General features: G+C 67.6%; 20 protein-coding genes and 2 pseudogenes. 11 read left to right on the top strand and 11 right to left on the bottom strand.

From position 1 onward, the window contains the following. Positions 1–8 precede the first annotated feature (8 nt). On the bottom strand, positions 9–1,202 hold the full coding sequence (locus tag FV220_RS12025) for an efflux RND transporter periplasmic adaptor subunit (RefSeq protein WP_147831607.1): 1,194 nt from the start codon (positions 1,200–1,202) through the stop codon (positions 9–11). On the opposite strand from FV220_RS12025, the gene FV220_RS26380 reads away from it, so the two are divergent. Then, a complete protein-coding gene (locus FV220_RS26380; protein ID WP_274534480.1) occupies positions 1,201–1,332 on the top strand; it encodes a hypothetical protein in 132 nt (43 codons plus the stop codon). The genes FV220_RS12025 and FV220_RS26380 overlap by 2 nt on opposite strands. Positions 1,333–1,387: 55 nt before the next feature. On the opposite strand, the gene FV220_RS12020 is transcribed toward FV220_RS26380, so the two are convergent. After that, a complete protein-coding gene (locus FV220_RS12020; protein ID WP_147831615.1) occupies positions 1,388–2,626 on the bottom strand; it encodes an amidase in 1,239 nt (412 codons plus the stop codon). 408 nt (positions 2,627–3,034) lie between these two features. Between FV220_RS12020 and FV220_RS12015 the strand changes: the two genes are divergently transcribed. From FV220_RS12015 to FV220_RS12005, 3 genes are all read left to right on the top strand, one after another. Then, positions 3,035–3,763: a GntR family transcriptional regulator gene (locus FV220_RS12015; RefSeq protein WP_056144768.1), complete on the top strand. Its 729-nt coding sequence runs from the start codon at positions 3,035–3,037 to the stop codon at positions 3,761–3,763. 126 nt (positions 3,764–3,889) lie between these two features. Continuing rightward, positions 3,890–4,114, top strand: coding sequence for a hypothetical protein (locus FV220_RS12010; RefSeq protein ID WP_018042701.1), 225 nt, complete (start codon positions 3,890–3,892; stop codon positions 4,112–4,114). Between the two features lie 70 nt (positions 4,115–4,184). After that, positions 4,185–5,816 (top strand): DEAD/DEAH box helicase, encoded by a 1,632-nt coding sequence (locus FV220_RS12005; protein WP_056144346.1) that lies wholly within the window; start codon positions 4,185–4,187, stop codon positions 5,814–5,816. Positions 5,817–5,826: 10 nt separating this feature from the next. On the opposite strand, the gene FV220_RS12000 is transcribed toward FV220_RS12005, so the two are convergent. Next, on the bottom strand, positions 5,827–6,240 hold the full coding sequence (locus tag FV220_RS12000) for a nuclear transport factor 2 family protein (protein WP_056144766.1): 414 nt from the start codon (positions 6,238–6,240) through the stop codon (positions 5,827–5,829). A 189-nt stretch (positions 6,241–6,429) separates the two neighbouring features. Between FV220_RS12000 and FV220_RS11995 the strand changes: the two genes are divergently transcribed. From FV220_RS11995 to FV220_RS11970, 6 genes are all read left to right on the top strand, one after another. Next, positions 6,430–7,617, top strand: a complete 1,188-nt coding sequence (locus FV220_RS11995) for an ABC transporter substrate-binding protein (protein WP_147831605.1) — start codon at positions 6,430–6,432, stop codon at positions 7,615–7,617. A gap of 190 nt (positions 7,618–7,807) precedes the next feature. Then, complete coding sequence (locus FV220_RS11990; RefSeq protein ID WP_147831601.1) at positions 7,808–8,677, top strand: branched-chain amino acid ABC transporter permease; 870 nt, start codon at positions 7,808–7,810, stop codon at positions 8,675–8,677. A gap of 4 nt (positions 8,678–8,681) precedes the next feature. Beyond that, complete coding sequence (locus FV220_RS11985; RefSeq protein WP_147831599.1) at positions 8,682–11,147, top strand: branched-chain amino acid ABC transporter ATP-binding protein/permease; 2,466 nt, start codon at positions 8,682–8,684, stop codon at positions 11,145–11,147. A gap of 21 nt (positions 11,148–11,168) precedes the next feature. Continuing rightward, positions 11,169–12,083 carry a polysaccharide deacetylase family protein gene (locus FV220_RS11980; RefSeq protein WP_147831597.1) on the top strand — a complete coding sequence of 305 codons (915 nt, stop codon included), beginning with the start codon at positions 11,169–11,171 and terminating at the stop codon, positions 12,081–12,083. 121 nt (positions 12,084–12,204) lie between these two features. After that, positions 12,205–12,402 (top strand): hypothetical protein, encoded by a 198-nt coding sequence (locus tag FV220_RS11975; RefSeq protein WP_018042694.1) that lies wholly within the window; start codon positions 12,205–12,207, stop codon positions 12,400–12,402. Between the two features lie 623 nt (positions 12,403–13,025). Beyond that, the gene (locus tag FV220_RS11970) at positions 13,026–13,328 is read left to right on the top strand and encodes a hypothetical protein (RefSeq protein WP_056144336.1); all 303 of its coding nucleotides are present in this window, start codon (positions 13,026–13,028) and stop codon (positions 13,326–13,328) included. Positions 13,329–13,463: 135 nt separating this feature from the next. On the opposite strand, the gene FV220_RS11965 is transcribed toward FV220_RS11970, so the two are convergent. From FV220_RS11965 to FV220_RS26490, 8 genes and pseudogenes are all read right to left on the bottom strand, one after another. After that, a complete protein-coding gene (locus tag FV220_RS11965) occupies positions 13,464–16,571 on the bottom strand; it encodes an efflux RND transporter permease subunit (RefSeq protein WP_147831595.1) in 3,108 nt (1,035 codons plus the stop codon). Then, positions 16,568–17,653, bottom strand: a complete 1,086-nt coding sequence (locus FV220_RS11960; protein WP_056158895.1) for an efflux RND transporter periplasmic adaptor subunit — start codon at positions 17,651–17,653, stop codon at positions 16,568–16,570. Before FV220_RS11960 ends, FV220_RS11965 begins: the two co-directional genes overlap by 4 nt. A gap of 391 nt (positions 17,654–18,044) precedes the next feature. After that, entirely contained in the window at positions 18,045–18,212 is a 168-nt protein-coding gene (locus FV220_RS26095) for a hypothetical protein (protein WP_246689442.1), read from the bottom strand. A gap of 186 nt (positions 18,213–18,398) precedes the next feature. Next, positions 18,399–18,668: a hypothetical protein gene (locus tag FV220_RS11950; RefSeq protein WP_018042689.1), complete on the bottom strand. Its 270-nt coding sequence runs from the start codon at positions 18,666–18,668 to the stop codon at positions 18,399–18,401. Positions 18,669–19,005: 337 nt separating this feature from the next. Further along, positions 19,006–19,452 (bottom strand): hypothetical protein, encoded by a 447-nt coding sequence (locus FV220_RS11945; protein ID WP_147831593.1) that lies wholly within the window; start codon positions 19,450–19,452, stop codon positions 19,006–19,008. A gap of 158 nt (positions 19,453–19,610) precedes the next feature. Continuing rightward, a complete protein-coding gene (locus FV220_RS11940; RefSeq protein WP_147831591.1) occupies positions 19,611–20,198 on the bottom strand; it encodes a metallophosphoesterase in 588 nt (195 codons plus the stop codon). A 330-nt stretch (positions 20,199–20,528) separates the two neighbouring features. Further along, positions 20,529–21,158, bottom strand: a complete 630-nt coding sequence (locus tag FV220_RS11935; RefSeq protein WP_348642088.1) for a LysR substrate-binding domain-containing protein — start codon at positions 21,156–21,158, stop codon at positions 20,529–20,531. A gap of 102 nt (positions 21,159–21,260) precedes the next feature. Then, positions 21,261–21,332, bottom strand: a pseudogene (locus tag FV220_RS26490) (LysR family transcriptional regulator); the annotation flags it as partial. A 68-nt stretch (positions 21,333–21,400) separates the two neighbouring features. Between FV220_RS26490 and FV220_RS11930 the strand changes: the two are divergent. Beyond that, positions 21,401–21,503, top strand: a pseudogene (locus FV220_RS11930) (IS5/IS1182 family transposase); the annotation flags it as partial.

The raw sequence follows: 21,503 nt of genomic DNA, 5'->3' as shown, positions 1-21,503 counted from the left end.
TCCGATTCTCAGCGCGACGTCATGGAGGCGGCGGCTTCGGCCTTCGGCTGCACCGGTCTGACCCGGTCGCCATGGCGCAGGAAGCTGCTGGCCCGCGCGACGACGGCCTCTCCGGATCTCAACCCCTCGCGGATTTCCATGAACCCGTCCGCCGCGAGGCCGGAGACGACCTTGCGGGCCTCCACCGTGCCCTCATTCACCACGTAGACGAGGGCCGAGCCGTCGATCCCGTAGAGTACGGCGGAGAGGGGAACGGCCACGGAGTTGCGCCGCGCCACCTCGACCTTGCCGCGGGCGAAGGCGCCGATGCGCAGGGACGGGTCGCGGTCGAGGCTGATGCGGATCTTGCCGAGGCGCGTCAGCCGGTCGATCTCGGGGTCGATCCGGCGGACCTTGCCCGTCACGATCCTCCCCTGGTCCGCTTCGAGACGCACGATGTTGCCGCGCTCGATCCGGGGCATCCAGGTTTCCGGCACCTCGCCTTCGAGTTCGATCTCGCCGCGCGCGATGAGCCGGAACAACGGTTCGCCCGTGGAGGTCGCCGCCGCGCCGATCCGGGCGGTGCGGCGGCTGACGATGCCTCCGTCGGGTGCCTTGATGTCGGTGCGCGCGCGCCTGAGGGCGATCTCGTTGCTCTGCGCCCGCGCCGCCGCGAGATCCGCTTCGGCAAGTTGTAGGCCGCCCTTCGCGGCAGCGAGCCTGCCTTCGCCGCCTTGAGCGGCCGAGACCCGCTGCTCCAGCACCGCCGCCGTGGCGTTCCCGGTCTTGATGAGGGAGCGGGCACGCTCCAGCGAGAGGTTGGCCTCGATCTGCGCGGCCTCAGATTGGACGATCTGGCTACGGGCCTGGACGATCGCCGCCTGCGCCTTGGCGATGGCGGCGACGTTGGCCGCCTCCTGCGTGGCGATCATCTCCAGGGAGAGCCGGGCCAGAACCTGCCCTTTCTCGACCTCGGCGCCTTCCTCCACCAGCAATTCGGTGATGCGGTAGCCCTCGATTTCGGGCGCCACCAGGATCTCGTCGCGCGGGACCAGGGTGCCGGTGACCACCGCCTTCTCGACGATCTCGCGATCGGCGGCGGCGACGATGGTCACCGCCGGCGCGGGCGCGGTGGAACCGCTCGCCGGCGGGACTTCCGCCGCGTGGATCACATGGGACGACACAAGGAGCGGAAGGATCGAGAAGAGCCGAAGCAGGCGCATGAAGAGGTGGCTCACCGTTCGGCGGATCGATCTGGAAGACATCGTCGGCGCGGAGCCGCTTTATACGCTGATGCAGCGTGACACCGGCGTTTTCGTGACGCTCGACGCATTGCGTGTCGCAACGCTTTGACCTTCGACGGTGCGACCCGCCGAAATGTACCGGCGTCCGGACATTCGGGACGACCTCATGGCCTGTCGGTGAAAGCTTTCTCCAGGAATTTTGCCGCCACGAGCGCTCGCGCATCGTCTCCGAAGCGGGCGATGACCTGCACCCCGAGCGGCGGGCCCTCCCCCGGCACGGGGACGGTGACGCACGGCACGCCCATCATCGTCCAGAGCCGGTTGAAGCGGGAATCGCCGGTGGAGGCGTAACCCTCCGGCGCTCGGCCCGGGGCCGAGACCGTCAGCAGGACGTCGAGGTCGGAATTGCGCAGGATGTCCCTCAGGCTGCGCCTGGCGTGATGCGCCACGCGCCGGGCCGCGTCGTAGGCGGCGGCCTCGATGGTCCGGGATGTGTCGAGATGGGCGCGCAGGAGCGGGGGCAGCGAATCGCGGTGGGTTTCGTATTCCCAGGCGAGGGCTTGCGCGGATTCGAAATCCTGGATCGTCGCATGCTCGTCGAAGGCATGGCGGAACTCGTCGGGCAGCGTGAAGGCGCGAATGCCGGCGCCCGCCGCTTCCGCTATCGCCCGCGCCCGGTCGAGGGCCTCCAGCGCCTCGGGTTCGGCAGCCTCGCAATAATCCGGGATGAGCAGCCCGATCCGCGGCACGGTAGCGGGCTGGTCGATCTCCGGCCGGCCGGCGATGAGGGCGAGGGCATGGGCGGCATCGGCCGCGCTCGCGGCGAACAGGCCGAGCGTGTCGAGGGTCCAGGAGAAGCACTTCACCCCCACCGTCGGCAGGAGTCGGAACGACGGTTTCACGCCGACGACGCCGCAATAGGCAGCCGGACGGATCACCGACCCGCCGGTCTGAGTTCCCAGCGCCAGCGGCAGCATGCCCGCGGCCACGGCCGCCGCCGAACCGGCGGAGGATCCGCCCGGCGTCCGGCCCGGCGCACGGGGATTGCGGGTTTCGGTCGGATCGATGAAGGCGAAGGCGGTGGTGGTGGTCTTGGCCAGGGGCACCGCGCCGAGGCGCTTCAGCCGCGCCACGATGGGGGCATCGGCGCGCGGCTGCCAGTCACGATAAATCGATGACCCCATCTGCGTCGGCAGGTGGGCGGTGTCGATGATGTCCTTGATGCCCACCGCGATTCCAGACAGCGGTCCCGTGTCGGGAACGTGCGGATCGGGATCGGTCGCCACGAAGGCGCGGATCGACGGTTCGTGCTCGGCTATCGCGTCCCGGGTCAGCGCCACGGCCTCAGCGGGGGTGAGCGACCCGGCTTCGATACGGGCGCGCATGGACAGGAGCGAGAGCATCGTCATCGGGTGGCTCGCGGGGACGCGGTTGATGGGAAGCGGGTGGCTCGTTCTAAGCAGGTTTCACCTAGACGGTCACCGGTTTGGCGTTCCGAAACCTGTGACACCCCAAAGGTAGGAGCGAGGTGAAACCTCGGCCTGCCGACGCGAACCCGCTCAGGGGGCGGCGAGGAGCGTCTCCGGCCGCCCGTTAGGATCGTCGAGGTGATGGCAGTTGCGCCGGGGAACGTCCAGCGGAGCGCCGTTCCGCGAGGCGTCGGCCTTGCAACTTCCGGATGAGCCATTCATTGCCGCTCAGCTTTGGTCTCTGTCATGCATGGCGCGTCGGCCGAGGGAGAGCGACGACGGAAAGCGTGCCCGAGACACGCCCGTGGCCGGAGCACTTCGAGAGTAGGGATGTGGGAGACGATGGCGGGAGTCGAGACGCAGGCGGCCAAGGATCGCGTGGGCATGATATGCCAGTCCCTGCGCCGCGCCATCGTCGAGCGTGCGCTGGCGCCCGGCGACCGCCTGCCGGAGGATGCCCTGGGCGAGCGCTTCGGCGTGAGCCGCACCATCGCGCGGCAGGCTCTGGGGCAACTCGCCGGTGAGGGGCTGGTGGAACTGCGCCGCAACCGGATCGCCATCGTGGCGACCCCGAGTTGGGAAGAGGCGCGCGACACGTTCGAGGTCCGCATTTCCCTCGAGCGCCTCGTGGTCCAGCGCTTGGCCGGTCGCCTCACCGCCGAGCAGGAAGCGAGCCTGCTGGCCCATATCGACCAGGAGGACGCGGTTCGCGGCGGACCCGAAGCCCCGTCGATCCGCCTCGCCACCGAGTTCCACCTGCTTCTGGCGCGGATGACCGGCAGCCCCGTCCTCGTCCGCTACGTGGCCGAGCTCGGCTATCGCTGCGCGCTGACCCTCTCGCTCTACAGCCGGCCGCATTCGTCGGATTGCGCGGTCAACGAACACCGCGAGATCGTGGCCGCGCTGATGGCCGGCGACGTCGACCGGGCGACCCACCTGATGGATCACCACCTCGATGCCGTGGCGGTGCGCGCGCACATCGTCGCCGAGCCGCCGCGAGACCGCGACCTCGGCCGGGTCCTGGCGCCCTACGTCACCGAGAAGAGTACTTTGCGACGCAGGGCTGGTTGAAGCGGCGCAAATGCGATTCCGCGCCGGCTTGCGACATGCGCCAATCCATCGGCTTTAATCTCTCGGCAACCCTGAAAGCCTAGGCCCCTCTCCTCGGACAGCCGGCCCTGACAGGAGAAGCCCGACTTGCGCGAACCGTTCGTTCCCGATGCGCTGGCCGAGCGGCTGCGGGCCAAGCGGCGCAATACGAGGCCGGTGGCGGCCCTGGTCTGCGAGCCCGCCAAACCCGTCTTCGCCGAGTTGCTCGATGGGCGCGGGCATGGCACCGGGCAGTTCGTCCGGCTGTCGCAGGGCATGGTGGAGCGCATCGCGCGGGTGATGCGCGATGAGGTCGTCGGCGGAGGGGCTTGAACGGCCGGCGAGGCCGCATCCCGCTGGACTGCTGTTCCGGTTCGGCGAGAACGGCCGTACAGAGCCGGCGATGGATCTCAGACCCTACCAGCGTGCCAGCCTCGATGCCCTCTATGCCTCGTGGCGCGACGAGACCGGCGATGGGCTGATCGTCCTGCCCACGGGGGCGGGCAAGGCCTTCGTCATCGCGGCCCTGGTGCGGGAGGTGATCGCCGAGCGTCCCGAGGCGCGGATCGCCATCGTCACCCATACCCGCGAGCTCATCGCCCAGAATCATCGTGAGCTCATGACCTACTGGCCGGATGCGCCGGCCGGCATCTACTCGGCGGGGCTCAACCGGCGCGAGACCGCGACGCAGATCCTGTTCTGCGGCATCCAATCGGTCTGGAACCGCCTCGACGCCATCGGTGCCTTCGACGTCGTGGTGGTGGACGAGGCCCATCTGATCCCGCGCGATGCCGAGACCCGCTACGGCCGGTTCCTCTCGGGCCTGCGCGCCGCTCGGCCGGACCTGCGCGTCGTCGGCCTCACCGCGACCCCGTACCGGCTCGATAGCGGCCGCCTCGACGTGGGCGAGGGCCGGCTGTTCGAGCGGATCGTCTACGAGGCCAATGTCGGCGACCTGATCCACCAGGGCTACCTCGCCCCCCTGATCTGCAAGGCCACCGCCACGGCGCTCGACGTCTCGGGTGTCGCCAAGCGCGGCGGCGACTACATTCCCAGCGCCCTCGAAGCGGCGGTGAACCAGGATTGGATCACCCGCGCGGCGGTGGAGGAAATGGCCGGTTTCGGCCGCGACCGCCGGGCGTGGCTCGCCTTCTGCGCGGGCATCGCCCATGCGGAGGCGGTGCGCGATGCGGTGCGGGCGGAAGGCTTCAGCTGCGAGATGGTGACAGGCGAGACCGGCAAGCGCCAGCGCGACCGGATCGTGCGCGATTTCACCGCCGGGCGCCTGCGCTGCCTCACCTCGGTGGGCGTCCTCTCCACCGGCTTCAACGTGCCGCGCGTGGATCTCATCGCCCTGTTGCGGCCGACCCAGAGCACGGGGCTCTACGTCCAGCAGGTGGGCCGTGCCTTGCGCACCGCGCCGGGCAAGTCCGATGCGCTGATCCTCGACTATGCCGGGCTGGTGCGGATGCACGGGCCGGTGGACATCGTCACCGCGCGCAGTGCCGCCGCGATCAAGGGCCGTGAGGGCGAGGTGCGGGCCAAGCCCTGCCCCGGCTGCGGCGCGCTCATCGCCCTCAATGCCAGCACCTGCGAGGCGTGCTGGGTGGAGCCGGACGAGACCGACGAGGATGGGCCTGGCCACGAGGCGGCGGCCGACGACGAGCATCCGATCCTGTCCCGCACGGTTCCGGTCTGGCAGGGTATCTCCCGATGGCGGCTCGGTCGCCATGCGGCGTCCGGCAGCCTCGATGTCGAGTTCCGGACCGAGGACGGATCGAGCCACAGGGTGCGGATCGCCCTGGAGCAGGCCGGCTATGGCCGCGAGAAGGCGGTGCAATGGTGGCGTCAGCTCGGCGGGGGGCGCGACGTGCCCATGACCGTCGTCGAGGCCCTGGCGCGGACCGAAGAACTCACCCGCCCCGCCGCCATTCTGGTCCGCGCCAACGGCCGATTCTCGGAAAGCGTCAGCTATCGCTTTGCGGACGGCCGCACCTTCGTCGATACGCGGCGGCTCGCCGGAGCCGACGCCTGAGCGCGCTCGCTTATGCCGAGACGCCGTGCTTCGTGAGCAAGCGTTCGGCGCTGTCGTTCCAGACCTCCATCGTCACGATCAACCCGCCGCGGACGGTGAAGCGGTCGACGTAGCGGTTGCCCTCGAACGGGGTGCCATCCGGCCATTCGCCGTAGAGGGTGCCGAGGCTGTAGACCGTGGTGAACCCCTCCCCCGGCACCACGTCCAGACGCTCCATGCGCTTCTTCACCCAGGCATAGCGGCCCGCGTTGAACGCCGTCACCTCGCGCGGATGCCGGAAGACGCGGGCGCCGGTGAAGACGATCTCGATCCCCGGCGCCATGTAACCCGCCGCCCTCTCCGGATCCGGCACCATGGAGGCTTCGAGATAGGCGGTGACGATGGCCGCGTCGGTGCCGGTATCGGTTTTCGGTGTGTCGCTCATGCTTCCGCTCCCCATTCGATCGCGAGCCTGCCCGAAGCTCGACCGAAGTGCATGCAATTAGTGTATGCAGTTTGGCGTGAAAGCAGGCAGCGGGATTCCTTTGCTCAGGAATTATCTATATATTTCAATTGCCTGGGAAATGGCATGGCGGTTGCGGCGACGGATGCAATTCTTCCGGAGCTCCGATCCATGCGCAAGCACAGCCCATCACCGATGACCCGCCGCCTCGCCCTTGGGGCGACAGCCCTGTTCGGGCTTTCGCTGATCGCTCCGGTCCAGGCGGCCGAGTCGATCAAGATCGGCCTCGTCACCGCCCTGTCCGGTCAATCGGCGAAATCGGGCGAAGCGATCTCGCGCGGCATCGGGCTCGCCATCGACGAGATCAACGCGGCGGGCGGCGTCCTCGGACGGCCCCTGGAACTCGTGGCCCGCGACGATGAAGCCAACCCGTCGAAGGGCGTGCTGGCCGCCCGAGAGCTGGTCCAGCGCGTCGGCGTCGTCGCCCTGGTCGGCGGTCTCGATACCCCGGTATCCATGGCGATCGTGCCCATCGCCAACCAGATGAAGGTGCCCTTCCTCGGCCCCTGGGCGGCGGGCACCGGCATCACCCGCAACGGTGCGGCCGACAATTACGCGTTCCGGGTCTCGGCGGTGGACGCCCTCGTGGACGAGGCCCTCGTCGCCTACGCCGTCAAGACCTACCAAGCCAAGAAGCCCGGCATGATCCTCGTCAACAACGCCTGGGGCGAGTCGAACCGGCAGGGCCTCACGGCGGCCTTGAAGGCCGCGGGCCTGCCTGCCGCCGGCATCGAGAAATTCGAGGCGTCCGATGTGGACATGGTGCCCCAGCTCACGCGCCTGAAGGAGGCCGGCGCCGACGCCCTGTTCATGGTCGGCAATGTCGGACCCTCGGCCCAGGTGGTCAAATCCCTCGACCGGATGGGCTGGACCGTTCCCGTCGTGTCGCATTGGGGACCGGCCGGCGGTCGTTTCGACGAACTGGCCGGCCCGAGCGCGGCCAAGGTCCATTTCATCCAGACCTTCACCTTCGCCGGCAACGCCTCGCCCAAGGCCGTCGCCGTGCTCGATGCCCTGAAGGCGAAGTACCCGGCGATCAAGTCCATGGCCGACGTGACCCCGGCGGTGGGCATCGCCAACGCCTACGACGCGACGCATCTCCTGGCCCTCGCGATCGGCGAGGCCAAGTCCACGAAGGGGCCGGACGTGCGCGACGGCTTCTACAAGATCGCCACCTATCCCGGCCTCATCAAGACCTACGACAAGCCCTTCGCCCCGGACCGTCACGACGCGCTCGGGCCGCAGGACTACGTCTTCACGCGGTTCAAGGACGGCGAGATCGTCGCCGTGTCGAACTGAGGGAGCGGCCATCGCCGTTCATCCCACCCGCCACCTCATTCTGAGGCGCCGCGAAGCGGCCTCGAAGGAGGTCTCCAGAACTCACTGTGCGAACTTGACGCCTCCTTCGAGGCCTCCGCTTCGCTGTGGCGCCTCAGGATGAGGTGGCTGGGTGGGATGGACGACATGATACGGTGAAAGTGAGAATTCCATGCTGACCGGCTCCCTCGTGAGCGGCCTCGGTCTCGGGAGCATGTACGGGCTCATCGCCCTCGGCTTCCATGTGACCTATGCCGTCTCCGGCACCGTGAACTTCGCGCAAGGGAGCGCCGTCACCCTCGGGGCGGTGCTCGGCTACATGCTCGGCATCACGCTCGGCTGGCCGATGCCCCTGGCGGTGGCGGCGGCCCTGGCCGGCTGCGCGCTGCTCGGCATCGTGGTCGAACGCATCCTGGTGCGGCCCTTCGTCGAGCGAGGCTCCGATGCCTGGCTGCTGGCCACGGTGGCGGGCGGCGTGGTGCTCGACAACGTCATCCTGTTCACCTTCGGCAAGGAGCCGCGCAGCCTGCCCTCGCCCCTGGCGCGTGACCCGATCGACCTGTTCGGCACCGGAATATACCCGCTGCAGATCGTGATTCCGGTAGTCGGCCTCGCCGTCGCCTTCGCCATCCGGACGGTGTTCCGCCGGACCGATCTCGGCCGCGTTCTCCTGGCGGTGGCGCAGAATGCCGACGCCGCGCGGCTGATGGGCATTGATGTGCGTCGCACGGTGGCCTACGCCTTCGCGCTCTCCGCCCTGCTCGCGGGGGCGGCGGGCCTCCTCATCGCCCCGCTGTTCTCGGTCTCGGCCGAGATGGGCACCCTGTTCGGCATCAAGGCCTTCGCCGTCGCCATTCTCGGCGGGATCGGCTCCGCCACCGGCGTGGTCCTGGCCGGGCTGCTCTACGGCGTCGTGGAGGCTCTGGTCACCGGATATCTCGGCTCCGGCTACACCCAGATCGTCGTGTTCTCGGTGATCATCCTCGCGCTGGCGCTGCGCCCCGACGGCCTTCTCGGCCGGGCCGCCGTGAACAAGGTCTGAGCCGATGCGCGCCGGAAGCTCCGCCCTGCCCCTCGCCATTCTCGCCCTCACCGTCGCGGGGATCGGCCTCGTGGCCGCCACCGACGGCTACAGCCATTTCATCATCGCCCTCGTGGCGTTGACGACGCTGGCCGGAACGGGGCTGAACGTCCTCCTCGGCCTCACCGGCCTGATCTCCTTCGGCCATGCCGGATTCTACGCGATCGGCGCCTATGCGAGCGCCATACTGACCCTTTCCGGGGTCAGCTTCTGGCTGGCGCTCCCCGCCGCCGGCCTGCTCTCCGGGGTTCTCGGCGGCGTACTCGCGATCCCCGCCATGCGGGTGAAGGGCCCCTATCTCGCCATGGTGACGATCGCCTTCGGCTTCATCGTCGAGCATGGGCTGATCGAAGGCGGTGCGCTCACTGGAGGCCAGAACGGCCTCGTCATCGCCACCGGCCCGACCCTGTTCGGATTCCCGTTCCTGGAGCGCGAACTCGCGATCCTGTCGGTGCTGGGTGCCGGCCTCGCCCTCTACGGCTTCCACCGCCTCGCGCGCAGCCGCCTCGGCCTCGCCATGCGGGCGGTACGGGACGCGGATGTCGCCGCCGCCTCCCTCGGCTTCGATCCGGTGCGGGTGAAGACCCTGGCCTTCATGATCTCGGCGGCGCTGACCGGCCTCGCCGGGGCGGTGCTGCCGCCCTTGATGCTGTTCATCGCGCCGAGTTCGTTCCCGTTCACCCAGTCGATCCTGTTCGTGCTCTCGGTGGTGGTGGGAGGCGCCGGCACGGTGCTGGGGCCGCTCTTCGGTGCCCTCGTCACCGTCCTCCTGCCGGAGACCCTGTCGGGTCTCGCCGAATACCGCCTGCTGTTCTTCGGCCTCGCCACGCTCGTCGTGTTGTGGCTGGTGCCGGCGGGCATCGTCGGCAGCCTCGCGAGGCTGCTGCCGCGCCGCCTCACCGGAACTGCGTCCGGAACCGGCGGCGACGTCGCGTCCTATCTGGCCCAGCCACAGCCCGAGGCGCTCGCGGTGGAGGGGATCGGCATCAGCTTCGGCGGCATCAAGGCGGCGCAGGACGTCTCGGTAACGGCCGCCCCCGGAGCCGTCACCAGCATCATCGGCCCGAACGGGGCCGGCAAGACCACCGTGCTCAACATGGTCTCGGGTTTCTATCGGCCCGGTGCCGGGGCGATCCGACTCGCGGGTCGGGATCTGGCCGGACTGTCCGCCCACCGCATCGCCCGCGCCGGAATCGCGCGGACCTACCAGACCACGCGGCTGTTCGGCTCACTGTCTGTCATCGACAACGTGACCCTCGCCATCGCCCCCGGACGCCTGTTCAGGGCGGGCGCAGGAAGCGACGTCGATGCTGCCACCGCGCTCCTCGCCTTCGTCGACTATACCGGGGGCCTCCACCGGCCCGCCGCCGAACTGCCGCATGTGGACCGCCGCCTCGTGGAGATCGCGCGCGCTCTGGCGGGCCGACCGCGCGTCCTCCTTCTCGACGAGCCGGCGGCGGGCCTCACCCGCGCCGATACCGACCGCCTGGGCAGCCTCCTGCGTCGGATCGCGGAGTGCGGAATCGTGGTGGTCCTCGTCGAACACGACATGCCCCTCGTCATGGCCTTCTCGGATCTTATCCTCGTCATGGATGCAGGACGACCCATCGCGCTGGGGGACGCCGCCACGGTACGGGCGGATCCCGCCGTTCTGCGGGCCTATCTCGGAGGCGCCGACACCCCTGCCCGGCCGCGTCCGTCCCCATGGACGGGCCCCGCCGACGCGGTCCTCTCAGCCCTCGACCTGACGGCAGGCTACGGTGCCGCTCCGGTCCTCGACCGCCTCTCCCTCGATGTCCGGCCCGGTGAGACCGTGGCGCTCCTCGGGGCGAACGGGGCCGGCAAATCCACCGCCATGCGCGCGCTCAGTGGCCTGCTGCGTCCGGTGGACGGATCCGTCATCCTGGAGAACCGCTCCGTTGCCGGCCTGCCGGCCCATGCCATCGCCCGCCTCGGCCTCGCCCTCGTGCCAGAGGGCCGGCAGGTCTTTCCGGAGCTTTCGGTCGTGGAGAACCTGCGCCTCGGCGCGCATGGACGGAAGACCGCCATCGATCCCAGCGAGGTGGAGGCCTTGCTCGACCGGTTCCCCCGCCTGCGCGACCGGGCGACGAGCCGGGCCGGTCTGCTGTCCGGCGGAGAGCAGCAGATGCTCGCCATCGCGCGCGGGATGATGGCGCATCCGCGCATTCTCCTCCTCGACGAACCCTCCCTCGGGCTTGCGCCGTCCATGATCAACGCCCTCTACGCCGTGGTGGCGGAGTTGCGCGACCAGGGCGTCACCATCCTCATCGTCGATCAGATGGCCGCACTGGCCTTGACCGTTGCGGATCGCGGCTACGTCCTGGAGCAGGGCCGCGTCGTCGCCACCGGATCGGCGGCCGAGCTCTCCGCCGATGAAGGTCTCGCCGCCGCCTATCTCGGCGCTGCGTGACAATCTGAGCCTATGAGACAGATGAAGGAGCGCGACGCTTTGACGGACGCAGGTAACGACCATGGCCGCTATGCCTACAGCGCCCTGCCCGACCGCCCGGTCTACGATTGGCCCGGGGGCAAGCGCCTCGCCGTCTACGTGGCGCTCAATCTCGAGACCTTCGATTTCGGATCGGGCCTCGGCGCAGAGCTGGCTCCCGGCGGCCCTCAGCCCGACGTGCTGAACTACGCCTGGCGCGATTGGGGCAATCGCGTCGGTGCCTTTCGGATGAAGGCCCTCTTCGACGAGTTACGCCTTCCCGCCAGCGTGCTGGTCAACAGCCGGCTCTACGAGGATTGTCCCGGCCTGATCGAGGCCTTCCGGGCGCGGGGCGACGAGATCGTCGGGCATGGCCGCACCAATGCCGAGCGCCAGGGCAACCTCGAAGAGGAAGCCGAGCGGGCACTCATCGCCGAGGCCACCGCCACCCTGACGCGGGAGGAAGGCAAGCCCCCCGCCGGATGGCTCGGCCCCTGGATCTCGCAATCCCGCGTCACGCCCGATCTCCTGGCGGAGGCGGGCTATCGGTATCTCCTCGACTGGGCGCATGACGACCAGCCGGTCTGGTTCACCACCCGCGACGGCGGTCGCATCCTCTCCGTGCCGTATCCACAGGAACTCAACGACATCCCCGCCATCGTCGCGAGGAAGGACTCCGCCCGGGACTTCGCCGCCATGATCGTCGACGCGTTCGACGAGATGCTGGTGCAGTCGCGGGAGGCGCCCCTCGTCATGGGGATCGCTCTGCATCCCTACATCGTCGGCCAGCCGCACCGGCTGCGGCCGCTGCGAGAGGCGCTCACCCATATCGCCTCTCATCGCGACGAGATCTGGCTCACCACCGCCGGAGGTATCGCAGGCCACGTGATGGCGAGCGCGTTAGCCGATCCGCAATAGGGCGGACGCCACGGGGCAATCGACCGGGATGACGAGATTGGCCACTCCGTCCGTAATTCGCCGGTCAGAGATGCGGTATAAAAGGGTGGAAGGCGCCGGAACCTTGCGCCATATAGGGGACATGACCGAAACATCGACATACCCCTACACCCTGGAAATCCTCAGCCCCCGCACCGAGGGCGCGACCTATCAGTGGGCCATTCGCAAAGGCGGCAAGCTCGTCCAGCGCTCGGATCGCAGCCTGACCAGCGAGGCCAAGGCCCGCGAGAACGGACTCGCCCAGATCGAGAAGCTTCTTTCCGGCTTCGGCGAGCGGTAAGTTCGTCGTCCTTCGATCAAGGTTGCATGAGCGGCGGCTGACCCATCAACGCGGCAATGCCGTGAATCATGCGCGCTTCGAAGAAGCCCCCGTCGGGAATGTCCGGCGGGGGCTTCTTTCGTTTCCATCGTGACACGGACGCCCTCGAACGGTCGGTCCGTGTCATCAGCCAGGATATGGCGCGGTCTGCCGGGACATCGCTGTCGGTGAAACCTCGGCAGCTTGAGGCGGCAAGCTGCTTCGGAATCTTTTCTGGCATATTATATCCCAGTGGTGCATTCCTGAGTTCGATTGCTGGGAGGCCGTTTCATGGCAAAGCCGATACAACCCGATCGTCCGATCTGGCCCCAACTTCCGGACAAGCCCGGCGACGTCGATCCGGTTTTCGAAGATCAGACTCCGTCGAGCGAGCCTTCGCCGAGCCTGCCGCAAGCCGATCGCATATCCGCCGACCCGGCAGAGGGTAGCGAGCCTGTGCGCCTGCGTTGAGCGCCGAAGTCATTCCCGGTGAGAGCCACGAGTCGCAGGCCAGCACGAGACGGATCCGCTGCGAAGCTTGAAACCTCTCGTCGGCCGCGTTGGTTGACGTCCCAGAGATCCACTCGTGAACTTTGGAACATTTGATGACGAAGAACGCCGCGTTACTCGCCAGTGTGTTGTTGACTGCCTCAGTACCTGCCTTCGCGCAGTCGACGGGTCCTGCCGAGATCAAACAGCCGGGTCCGGCGCGCATGACCTCGCCGGGCACGTCGGATGTGCCGGTGGTCAAGCCGGGCGGCATCGATAACAGCGGTCCGGGTTCCATCGGGACCGAAGCCTATGGCTCCACCGGCGCGGAAAGCCGCTCGAACAATTCGGGGGCCGCGGGCAACGCCAACAAGCCGGAAGTCGCGATCCCGAACACCGGCGGTGGTGGCGGTCGATAAACGGAAGGCGGTGGACGACCGACCGGCCCGCGTGAGGGGGGCACAATCGCGGGCCGGTCGATGTACCGCGCGTTCATGGCCTGAACGCGCGATCCCTGGAATGTCCGGTGGAGCCGGGCGCGAACGACGTCCTGCTCAGGACGCCGCGGGGTGAGCCATCGCGGCCTCGCCGGGCGATGCCCGTTTTCCTGCCGGCTCCCGCTTCACGCGGAACCAGAGGGCGTAGAGGGCCGGGAGAAACAGCAGGGTCAGCAAGGTGCCCACGCCGACGCCGCCGATGAGGACGTAGGCCAGCGCTCCCCAAAACACCGAGTGGGTGAGCGGGATGAAGGCGAGCATGGCGGCGGCGGCGGTCAGGATGACCGGGCGGGCGCGTCGCACGGTCGATTCGACGATGGCCTCGTAATCCGACAGCCCCGACGCCCGGTCATGGTGGATCTGATCCACCAGGATCAGTGTGTTGCGCATCAGGATGCCCGACAGGGCGATGAGGCCGAGGATTGCGTTGAACCCGAACGGCTGATGAAAGATCAGCAGGGTCGGCGCGGCGCCCACGAGGCCCAGCGGCGCGGTGGCGAACACCATGAACATGGTCGCGAAGGAGCGCACTTGGATCATGATGACCGTGAGCGTCACGATCAGCATGATCGGGAACACCGCCACGAGCGACATCATCGCCTTCGCGCTTTCCTCCACGGCGCCCGCCGTGTCGATGCGGTAGCCCGGTGGAAGCTTGGCCTTGATCGGTTCCAGCAGGGGGAAGATCTGGGCGTGGATGTCCGGCGGCTGTTTCCCGTCGAGGACGTCGCCCTGAACCCGGATGTAGCTTTCCCGGTTGTAGCGCTTCAGCACCGCATCCTCGCTGCGGCTCTCGAGCCGCGCGACCTGGGAGAGCGGTACCTGGCGCCCGTCCTTCGTCGCGAGGGTGAGGTCCCCGACTTCGCCGAGCGAGCGCCGTTCCGGGCCGGGGCTGCGTAGCAGGACATCGACCGAGCGCAGGTTCTCTCGTACCTGGGTCGCCGGCATGCCGTTGAGGTAGCTCTGCAATTGCTGGCCGGCTTCCTTCGGTGTCAGGCCGATCAGGCGCAGTCGCTCCTGGTCGAGAGCGAGGTGCAGGTTGGGGGTCTTGTCGCCCCAGTCGAGATGGACCATCCGCATGTTCGGGTTGGCCGCCATGACGTCGCTGACCTCGGCGGCGATGCCCCGGATCACGTCGAGATTCGGCCCGACCACCCGGAAGGCCACGGGGAAGCGGATCGGTGGCCCGAAGACGATCTGCAGGACCCGCACCCGTGCCTCGGGGAAGCGCCCCTCGTCGACGAGTTTGCGGACCTTGGTCCGCAGGGTGTCGCGCGCCGCCGCGTCGGCGGTCTGGACGACGATCTGTGCGAAGGCAGGATCGGGTAGCTCGGGATCGAAGGACAGGACGAAGCGCGGCATGCCCTGGCCGACATAGCTCGTGATCTCACCGGCTTCCGGCAACTCGCGCAGGGTGGTTTCCAGCCGCGTCACGCTGGCCTCGGTGGTGGCGAAGGCCGAGCCCGCCGGCAGGGTCACCTCGACGATGAGCTCGGCGCGCTCCGAGTTCGGGAAGAACTGCTGCTCCACCTTACCCATGGCCACCACCGCGCCCGCGAACAGGGCCACGGTGATACCGGCCGCCATCCATTTGTGGTCGACGGACATCCGCACGAGGCGGCGCAGGCGCTGGTAGTTCCTGGTTGCGTAGATCGCGTCGTGCCCGCCTTCCACCCGCTTGATGTTCGGCAGGAGCTTGACCCCGAGATAGGGCGTGAAGGTCACGGCCACGATCCAGGAGATGATCAGCGAGAAGGCCACCACCCAGAAGATGTTGCCGGCATATTCGCCGGCCGTGGACGCCGCGAAGCCCACGGGGAGGAAGCCCGCGATGGTGACGAGGGTGCCCGTCAGCATCGGCGCGGCGGTGGCGCTCCAGGCATAGGTCGCCGCCTCGATCCGGTCGGCGCCCTCCTCCATGCGCACGACCATCATCTCGATGGCGATGATCGCGTCGTCGACGAGGAGGCCGAGCGAAATGATGAGGGCGCCCAGGGTGATGCGGTCGAAGTCGCGACCGGTGATCATCATCACCACGAACACCGCCGACAGGGTGAGCGGCACGGCCAGCGCCACCACGATGCCTACCCGGAAGCCGAGCGCGGCGAGGCTGACCACGATCACCACCCCCAGGGCGGTGAAGAACTTGACCATGAACTCGTGGATGGCCTCGTCGATGACCTTGGCCTGGTCGGTGATCTTCGTGAACGAGATGCCGACGGGCGTTTCATGATGGATCGCGATCTCCTCGGCATTGAGCGCCGCACCGAGATTCAGCCCGTTGAAGCCGGGCTTCATCACCAGGCCGAGCATCAGTGCGGGCTCGCCATCGTTGCGGATGGCGAAGGTCTTCGGATCCTCGTAGCCGCGCTTCACCTCGGCGATGTCGCCGAGCTTGAAGCTGCGATCGCCCGCCGCGACGGGCAGGTTGCGGAGGGCATCGAGCCCATCGATGGCGCCGTCGAGTCGGAGATAGACGCGCGGTCCCCCCGCCTCGACGAATCCGGCCGGGGTCACGTCGTTCTGGTTGGCGAGAGCCGCCAGCAATTGCTGGCCGGTGATGCCGAGCGTGGCGAGACGCTGGTAGGAGATCTCGACGAAGATCTTCTGGGCCTGCTCGCCGAGGATGTTGATCTTCTCGACGCCGGGTATGCGCAGCAGGCGCTGGCGAAGGTCCTCCGCCCGCATCACCAATTGCCGGTGCGGCAGATCCTTGGCCTGGAGTGCGTAGAGAGCGAAGTAGATGTCGGAGAATTCGTCGTTGAACAGCGGCCCCAGCACGCCGCGCGGCAGGCTGGAGGCCTGGTCGGAGAGCTTCTTGCGCGCCTGATAGAACTCCGCCTGGAGCTTGGCCGGAGGCATGTTGTCCTTGAACAGCACCTTCATCAGCATGAGCCCGGGCCGGACCGTGGTCTCGACGCGGTCGTAGTAGACGAGCTCCTGCAGGCGCTTCTCCAGCGGATCGGCGACCTGGCGCTGCATCTCGTCGGTGGTGGCGCCGGGCCATGCGGCCGAAACCACCATGACCTTCACGGTGAAGGCGGGGTCCTCGGCCCGACCGAGCTTCTCGAAGGCGAAGAAGCCGGCGCCGGTGAGCGCGATCAGCAGGAACAGCGTGACCGCCCGCTCCCGGACGGCGAGCGCGGAGAGATTGAACCCGCTCACGGTGCCACTCCGGTCGTAGCGAGGGGAGAGACCCGGACTTTCTGCCCGGCCTTGAGGAGATGCGCCCCGAGGGCCACGATCCGGTCGCCGGGATTCAGGCCGGAGACGATGTCGGCGTTCTCCTCGGCCATGCGGGCGACGGCGACGGATTGGGCCGTGACGGTCTGGGTCTCCGCGTCGTAGCGCCAGACCGACGCGCCCTGGCCCTGGTCGAACAGGGCGCCGAGCGGCACCGCCACCGCGGCCGCCCGCGCAGCGTCTGTGGATTTGAGTTGGAGCGTCACCGTGGCGCCCAGCGGTGCGGTCTCGCCGCCGCCCGAGAGAATGTAGCGCGCCCTGTAGGTCCGGGTCGCGGCATCCGCCGTGGCGGAGAGCTCACGCAGCCGCGCCGGATAGGTCACCTCGCCCTCCGCATAGAGGATGGCCGAGGCCTCGCCCTGCGCGGCGCGCCGGCTCCCCTCGGGCAGGAACACCTCGGCCTCGCGGGCGCCGTCGCGCGCCAGCTTCACCACGGTCTGCCCGGCGGCGACAACCTGGCCCGGTTCGGAGGGCACCTCCATCACGACGCCGTCGGCATCCGCCTGCAACTCGGAGTACCCGGCCTGATTGGCGATCTGGCTCGCCTGCGCCTCGGCATTGGCGAATTGCGCGATGGCGGAATCGGCCGCACCCTTGTTCTGGTCGTAGGTCTGTTTCGAGGTCCAACCGTCGGAGACGAGCTTGCGGCTGCGCTCCTCATCGGCCTTCGCCTTGATCATCTGTGCGCGAGCCGCCTCCACCGAGGCACGGGCTGCATTGAGCGCCAGGCTGAAGTCGGTCCGGTCCAAGCGCATCAGCGGCTGGCCCCGCGTCACCCGATCCCCCGGGTCGACGAGCCGTTCGAAGATCTTGCCGCCGACGCGAAAGCCGAGATTGCTCTCGGTCCGAGCCCGGACGACGCCGGTATAGCGCGCGATCCCTCCGCCACCCCGCGCGACCTCGACGGTCTGGACCAGGGGCGGTTGAGGCGACACGGCGGTCTCACCGGGCGAGCAGGCGGCTAGGGCAAGACCGACAATCCCGAGGGCAATCCTCGCATCCATCACGCATTCCCCCCGGCAACCGCACCATCCTTAAGATGATGATCATAATATATTCGGGCGTGGGTCAGCGTCAAGGGTGTGGCGGGAGTATGTTGAGGCCATGCAGGCGGCCGGAATGGCGACGGCGCGACCGTGACGGTGCGCGGCCGGCGGCATCACCGTCGCCGACCCGCTCTTCGAAGCGAAAGCGGCGGCCGAGGAAGATCAGACAAATCGGGAAGCTTCGGCCAAAGCGGCGCAGCCGTGGTACGCCCGCTGCGATCGTATTCCGATCACCATGTTCCGAGCGCCGAGCGATCGATCAGGAGCGGCAGCAAGAGGCCGCGACACGTGCTGATGCCCGGCAGCGACACAGATTCGCTGGGACGTCGATCGCGGCGCCGGGAAAGGCTCATTCCCGCAGGGGGCGAGCTTCGAGGATGGCCGCCAGAATGAAGGGACGCTTCATCAGCGGACCGGTATTCCCGCGGTTGACGAAGTCGTTCGCGCCGGGATGTCGTCGCACGGCTTTACCGAGATCGAGCCGGTAGCCCTCCTTGAAGACGAACGGGGGCGCCATGGAATTCGCGAGGTAAGTTTCGACGGCAGCCGCCACCTCCTCCTGGGAGATGAGGTTCAGTTTGCAAAGGGCGGCTGTCGTTAGCTTCTCGGTCATTCGGAACGGTAAGGCTGCGGGGCAATCCCCGCAACCGTCCCACCGTCGCGCCGTACCGAAGAAGACGGGTGAGCGTATGGCGCCGCCGTCTTAGCGGTCGCGACGTTCCCGAACGGTGCCACGCTCTTCCCGCCGTTCCATCCGCTCCTCGCGCCGATCCGGATCGACACCGAGCACGCCCCCGACCGTGCCCGTCGCGGCCCCGACCGCACCGCCGACCACGCCACCGACGGGACCGGCCGCGCGATTGCCATCCTCGATCCCGCGTTCGGCGCCCCGTACCGTCCCCTGCGCCTGTGCCGATGCGGCCAGGGCGAGGGGCGAAAGAAGGACGGCCGCAGCGATAAGGGCATGTTTCATGAGAGTCTCCTCGACTGATGGATCGAACGGGAGGCTCACTTGGGCGAGCCTACCCTGCGTGATCGGTCAACGGTCGAAAGACGGATTGGTCGCAAGCGTGGCCCCAAGAGACACGCTGGAGCGTCAACTAGAGCTGCGCCCGACCACGTTGGGTCGGGGCACATCTCTAGGCCTTTGTTTTGCCGCGCTCTTTTTCGCCGAACCGGCATCCACTTCGGCGTAGAGCGCTCTAGGGCGTTCCATCAGGGCAGGTTGGAGATAAAGGAGCGGCACCGGGCCAGGGAGGCACGTCGAAGGACGAAGCTCCTTGGACGCCAACTCGCTGTTCCAATCAAACCTATGGCTTGACCGCCGCCTTCTTGGACGGCTCCGCGTGTTTGATGCTGCCTGTCTCGGAGACTCGATCCCGCGCCTGATCGAGGCGCTTCTTCGAGGCGACAAGCTCGCGCTGTGAGCCGGCAAGCTGACCCTTGGCTGCGTCGCGCGCGGCAGCAGCTTGTTGAAGTTCCTCTCGCGCAGAGGCGAGCTTGCCTTGCCATTCACGCAGGAGATCGTTGTTTGCCTGTTCCAACTCTTTTTGGCGGTTGACCGCCCCGTCGCGATCCGCCCGCAGGAGGCCGACCTGATCGGTGAGATCGCGGTATGCCGAAGCCTTGTTCGCGAAGGCTCCCCATCCTGCAAAAGCGTAGACCGCCAGAATCAAGTTCAACACGACAGTACGTGTCGGCGTCCAAGCAAACAGCACCGCAAGTTTCCAGCGAAGAAGTTCAAGCAGGCGAGGCATGGACCGTTTGTCTCCCACCGCAACTGGGCGGACCCCCTGGTCCGAACGGCTGACCGATGAATGTCGAGAGAATGCCCGTGCAGCGTTAATGCTTGCTTACGACGAGCAAGAGTGAGCCGCTCCTGAATGTATCACGAGGTCGCCGTCGACGACCGCCGCTATGAACGAGAGTGTCGATCAATCGCCGCGTCGCTGTTACCGTCCCGCTGGAGTTCTTCCGGCAGGACGAGCGCAAGGTTCTGGCGGGCAATCAGATCGGTGACGCCGACAGGCCGGTAGGCCCAGGCATCCACGCCGACATCGCATGAAAAGCGGGTATCGGGCAGCGATCCATGGGTGTGGCCATAGAGGTGCCGCGTCCCGCGCCACAAACCCGGCCAAGCCCGATGGGCGTAGTGAGCGAGGAACAGTCGCCATTCCTTGCCGGCGGCATCGCTTACGGTGATCCGCGCACTCTCCTGCGGCGGCTTTACCCATGGCAGTTCGAGGACCCGATTGGTGTCGTGATTGCCGCGGATCAGCCGCTTTCGCCCCCTCAAGGCAGAAAAGATCTCCGCGCAGCGAGCCCGGCTGGCGCCGGCCGCGAAATCGCCGAGATGCCAGACTTCGTCGTCGTCGCCGACGACCTCGTTCCAGCTTTTGATCAAAGCCGCGTCATGATCATCGAGCGACCCGAACGCAACTCCCCGCTGCCGCAGAATGTGGGAGTCTCCAAAGTGTGTGTCGGCTGTGAAGAAGGTGGCCATGCGACTCCCACGGCGCCGGGTGCCTCGAGCGGTCGCCTGCCATTCAAACGCTTCCACTTTGCGGGGGATCGGCACTCCGGCAGAAAAGTCGCGTTGATGAAAACGCTGATATGCACTCCCATCGCTCGGCCTCGCAGCGCGGCGAAGTCCAGCGGGATGCAGCTTTCGCCGACACGGGCCGATACGAATTGCTGGGTGAATTCGCAGCTCGCCGGCCGTTGGGCCAAATTTCCGAACGACTGCAGTGCCTTGGCTGGGTCAAATGGCGGCCCGCGCGAGATGATGTCGAGTACTATGGCTACACGATAGCACTCTTAAAGCCGCCCTTTCTCACGAGACGGTCACTTGGGTAGGCTTGAGCGCCTCCACGAGCGCATCCACCACCACCCGCACCTTCGGCGCAAGGTCCCGCGAGCGCGGCCAAAGCGCGGTGATGGGACCATCCTCCGCGGGGGTTGAAATCGGCACCACTTCAAGCCGCCCGCTGTGGAGATCGTCCGCCGCAAGCCAGGTCGAGAGATAGGCGACGCCAAGCCCTTTCACGGTCGCGTCCCGCAAGGCCTCGCCATGGCTGATGGTGTGGCGCGGTTGGATGATGACCAGCTTGACCGTTCCGTCCGAGCCGCAAACTGCCCATGGCAGCGGGCGGCCATCTTTGGCGAAAGCGAGGCAGTCGTGTTTGACGAGTTCCTCGACGACGGTCGGGCGCCCGCGCCGGTCCAGATAAGCCGGCGCGGCGCAGATGATCGAGCGCTGCGTACCAATGCGCCGCCCAATCAGGCTGGCATGATCTCCGGGATCGCCAAGCCGCACCGCAAGGTCGAACCCTTCCTCGACGAGATCGACCTGGCGGTCAGTGAATGAGATATCGAGATTGAGATCCGGGTTGCCATCCGCGACCTCCGCGAGCACGGGCATAACGTACAACCGGCCAAACGAAATCGGCAGGTTGATCCGCAAGGTTCCTGATACGACGCGCGTTCGCGAGGCCAGCAGCGCCTCCGCTGTGTTCAGTTCCTCGAGGACCTTGAGGCAGCTCTGGTAATAAGCCTGCCCTTCGGCCGTCAGGTTCAGGCTGCGCGTCGTGCGGTCCAGCAACCGGATGCCAAGACGCTCTTCGAGGCGGGCGACACTCTTGCCGGTCGCGGATTAAGAGCGCCTAACAGAACGGCACCGAACGTTGCTTTCAGCGTTGGTTTGGCATGGCCAGACCGCTTCTCCCCGATGATCTCTGGGATGAGATCGCTCCGCTCCTCCCGCCGCCTCGGCCGCGTCCGAAGGGCGGGCGTCGTCCGATCGAGAACC

This window comes from Methylobacterium sp. WL19, assembly GCF_008040005.1.
Lineage (GTDB): Bacteria > Pseudomonadota > Alphaproteobacteria > Rhizobiales > Beijerinckiaceae > Methylobacterium > Methylobacterium bullatum.
This window is presented reverse-complemented; position numbering and strand designations above follow the sequence as displayed.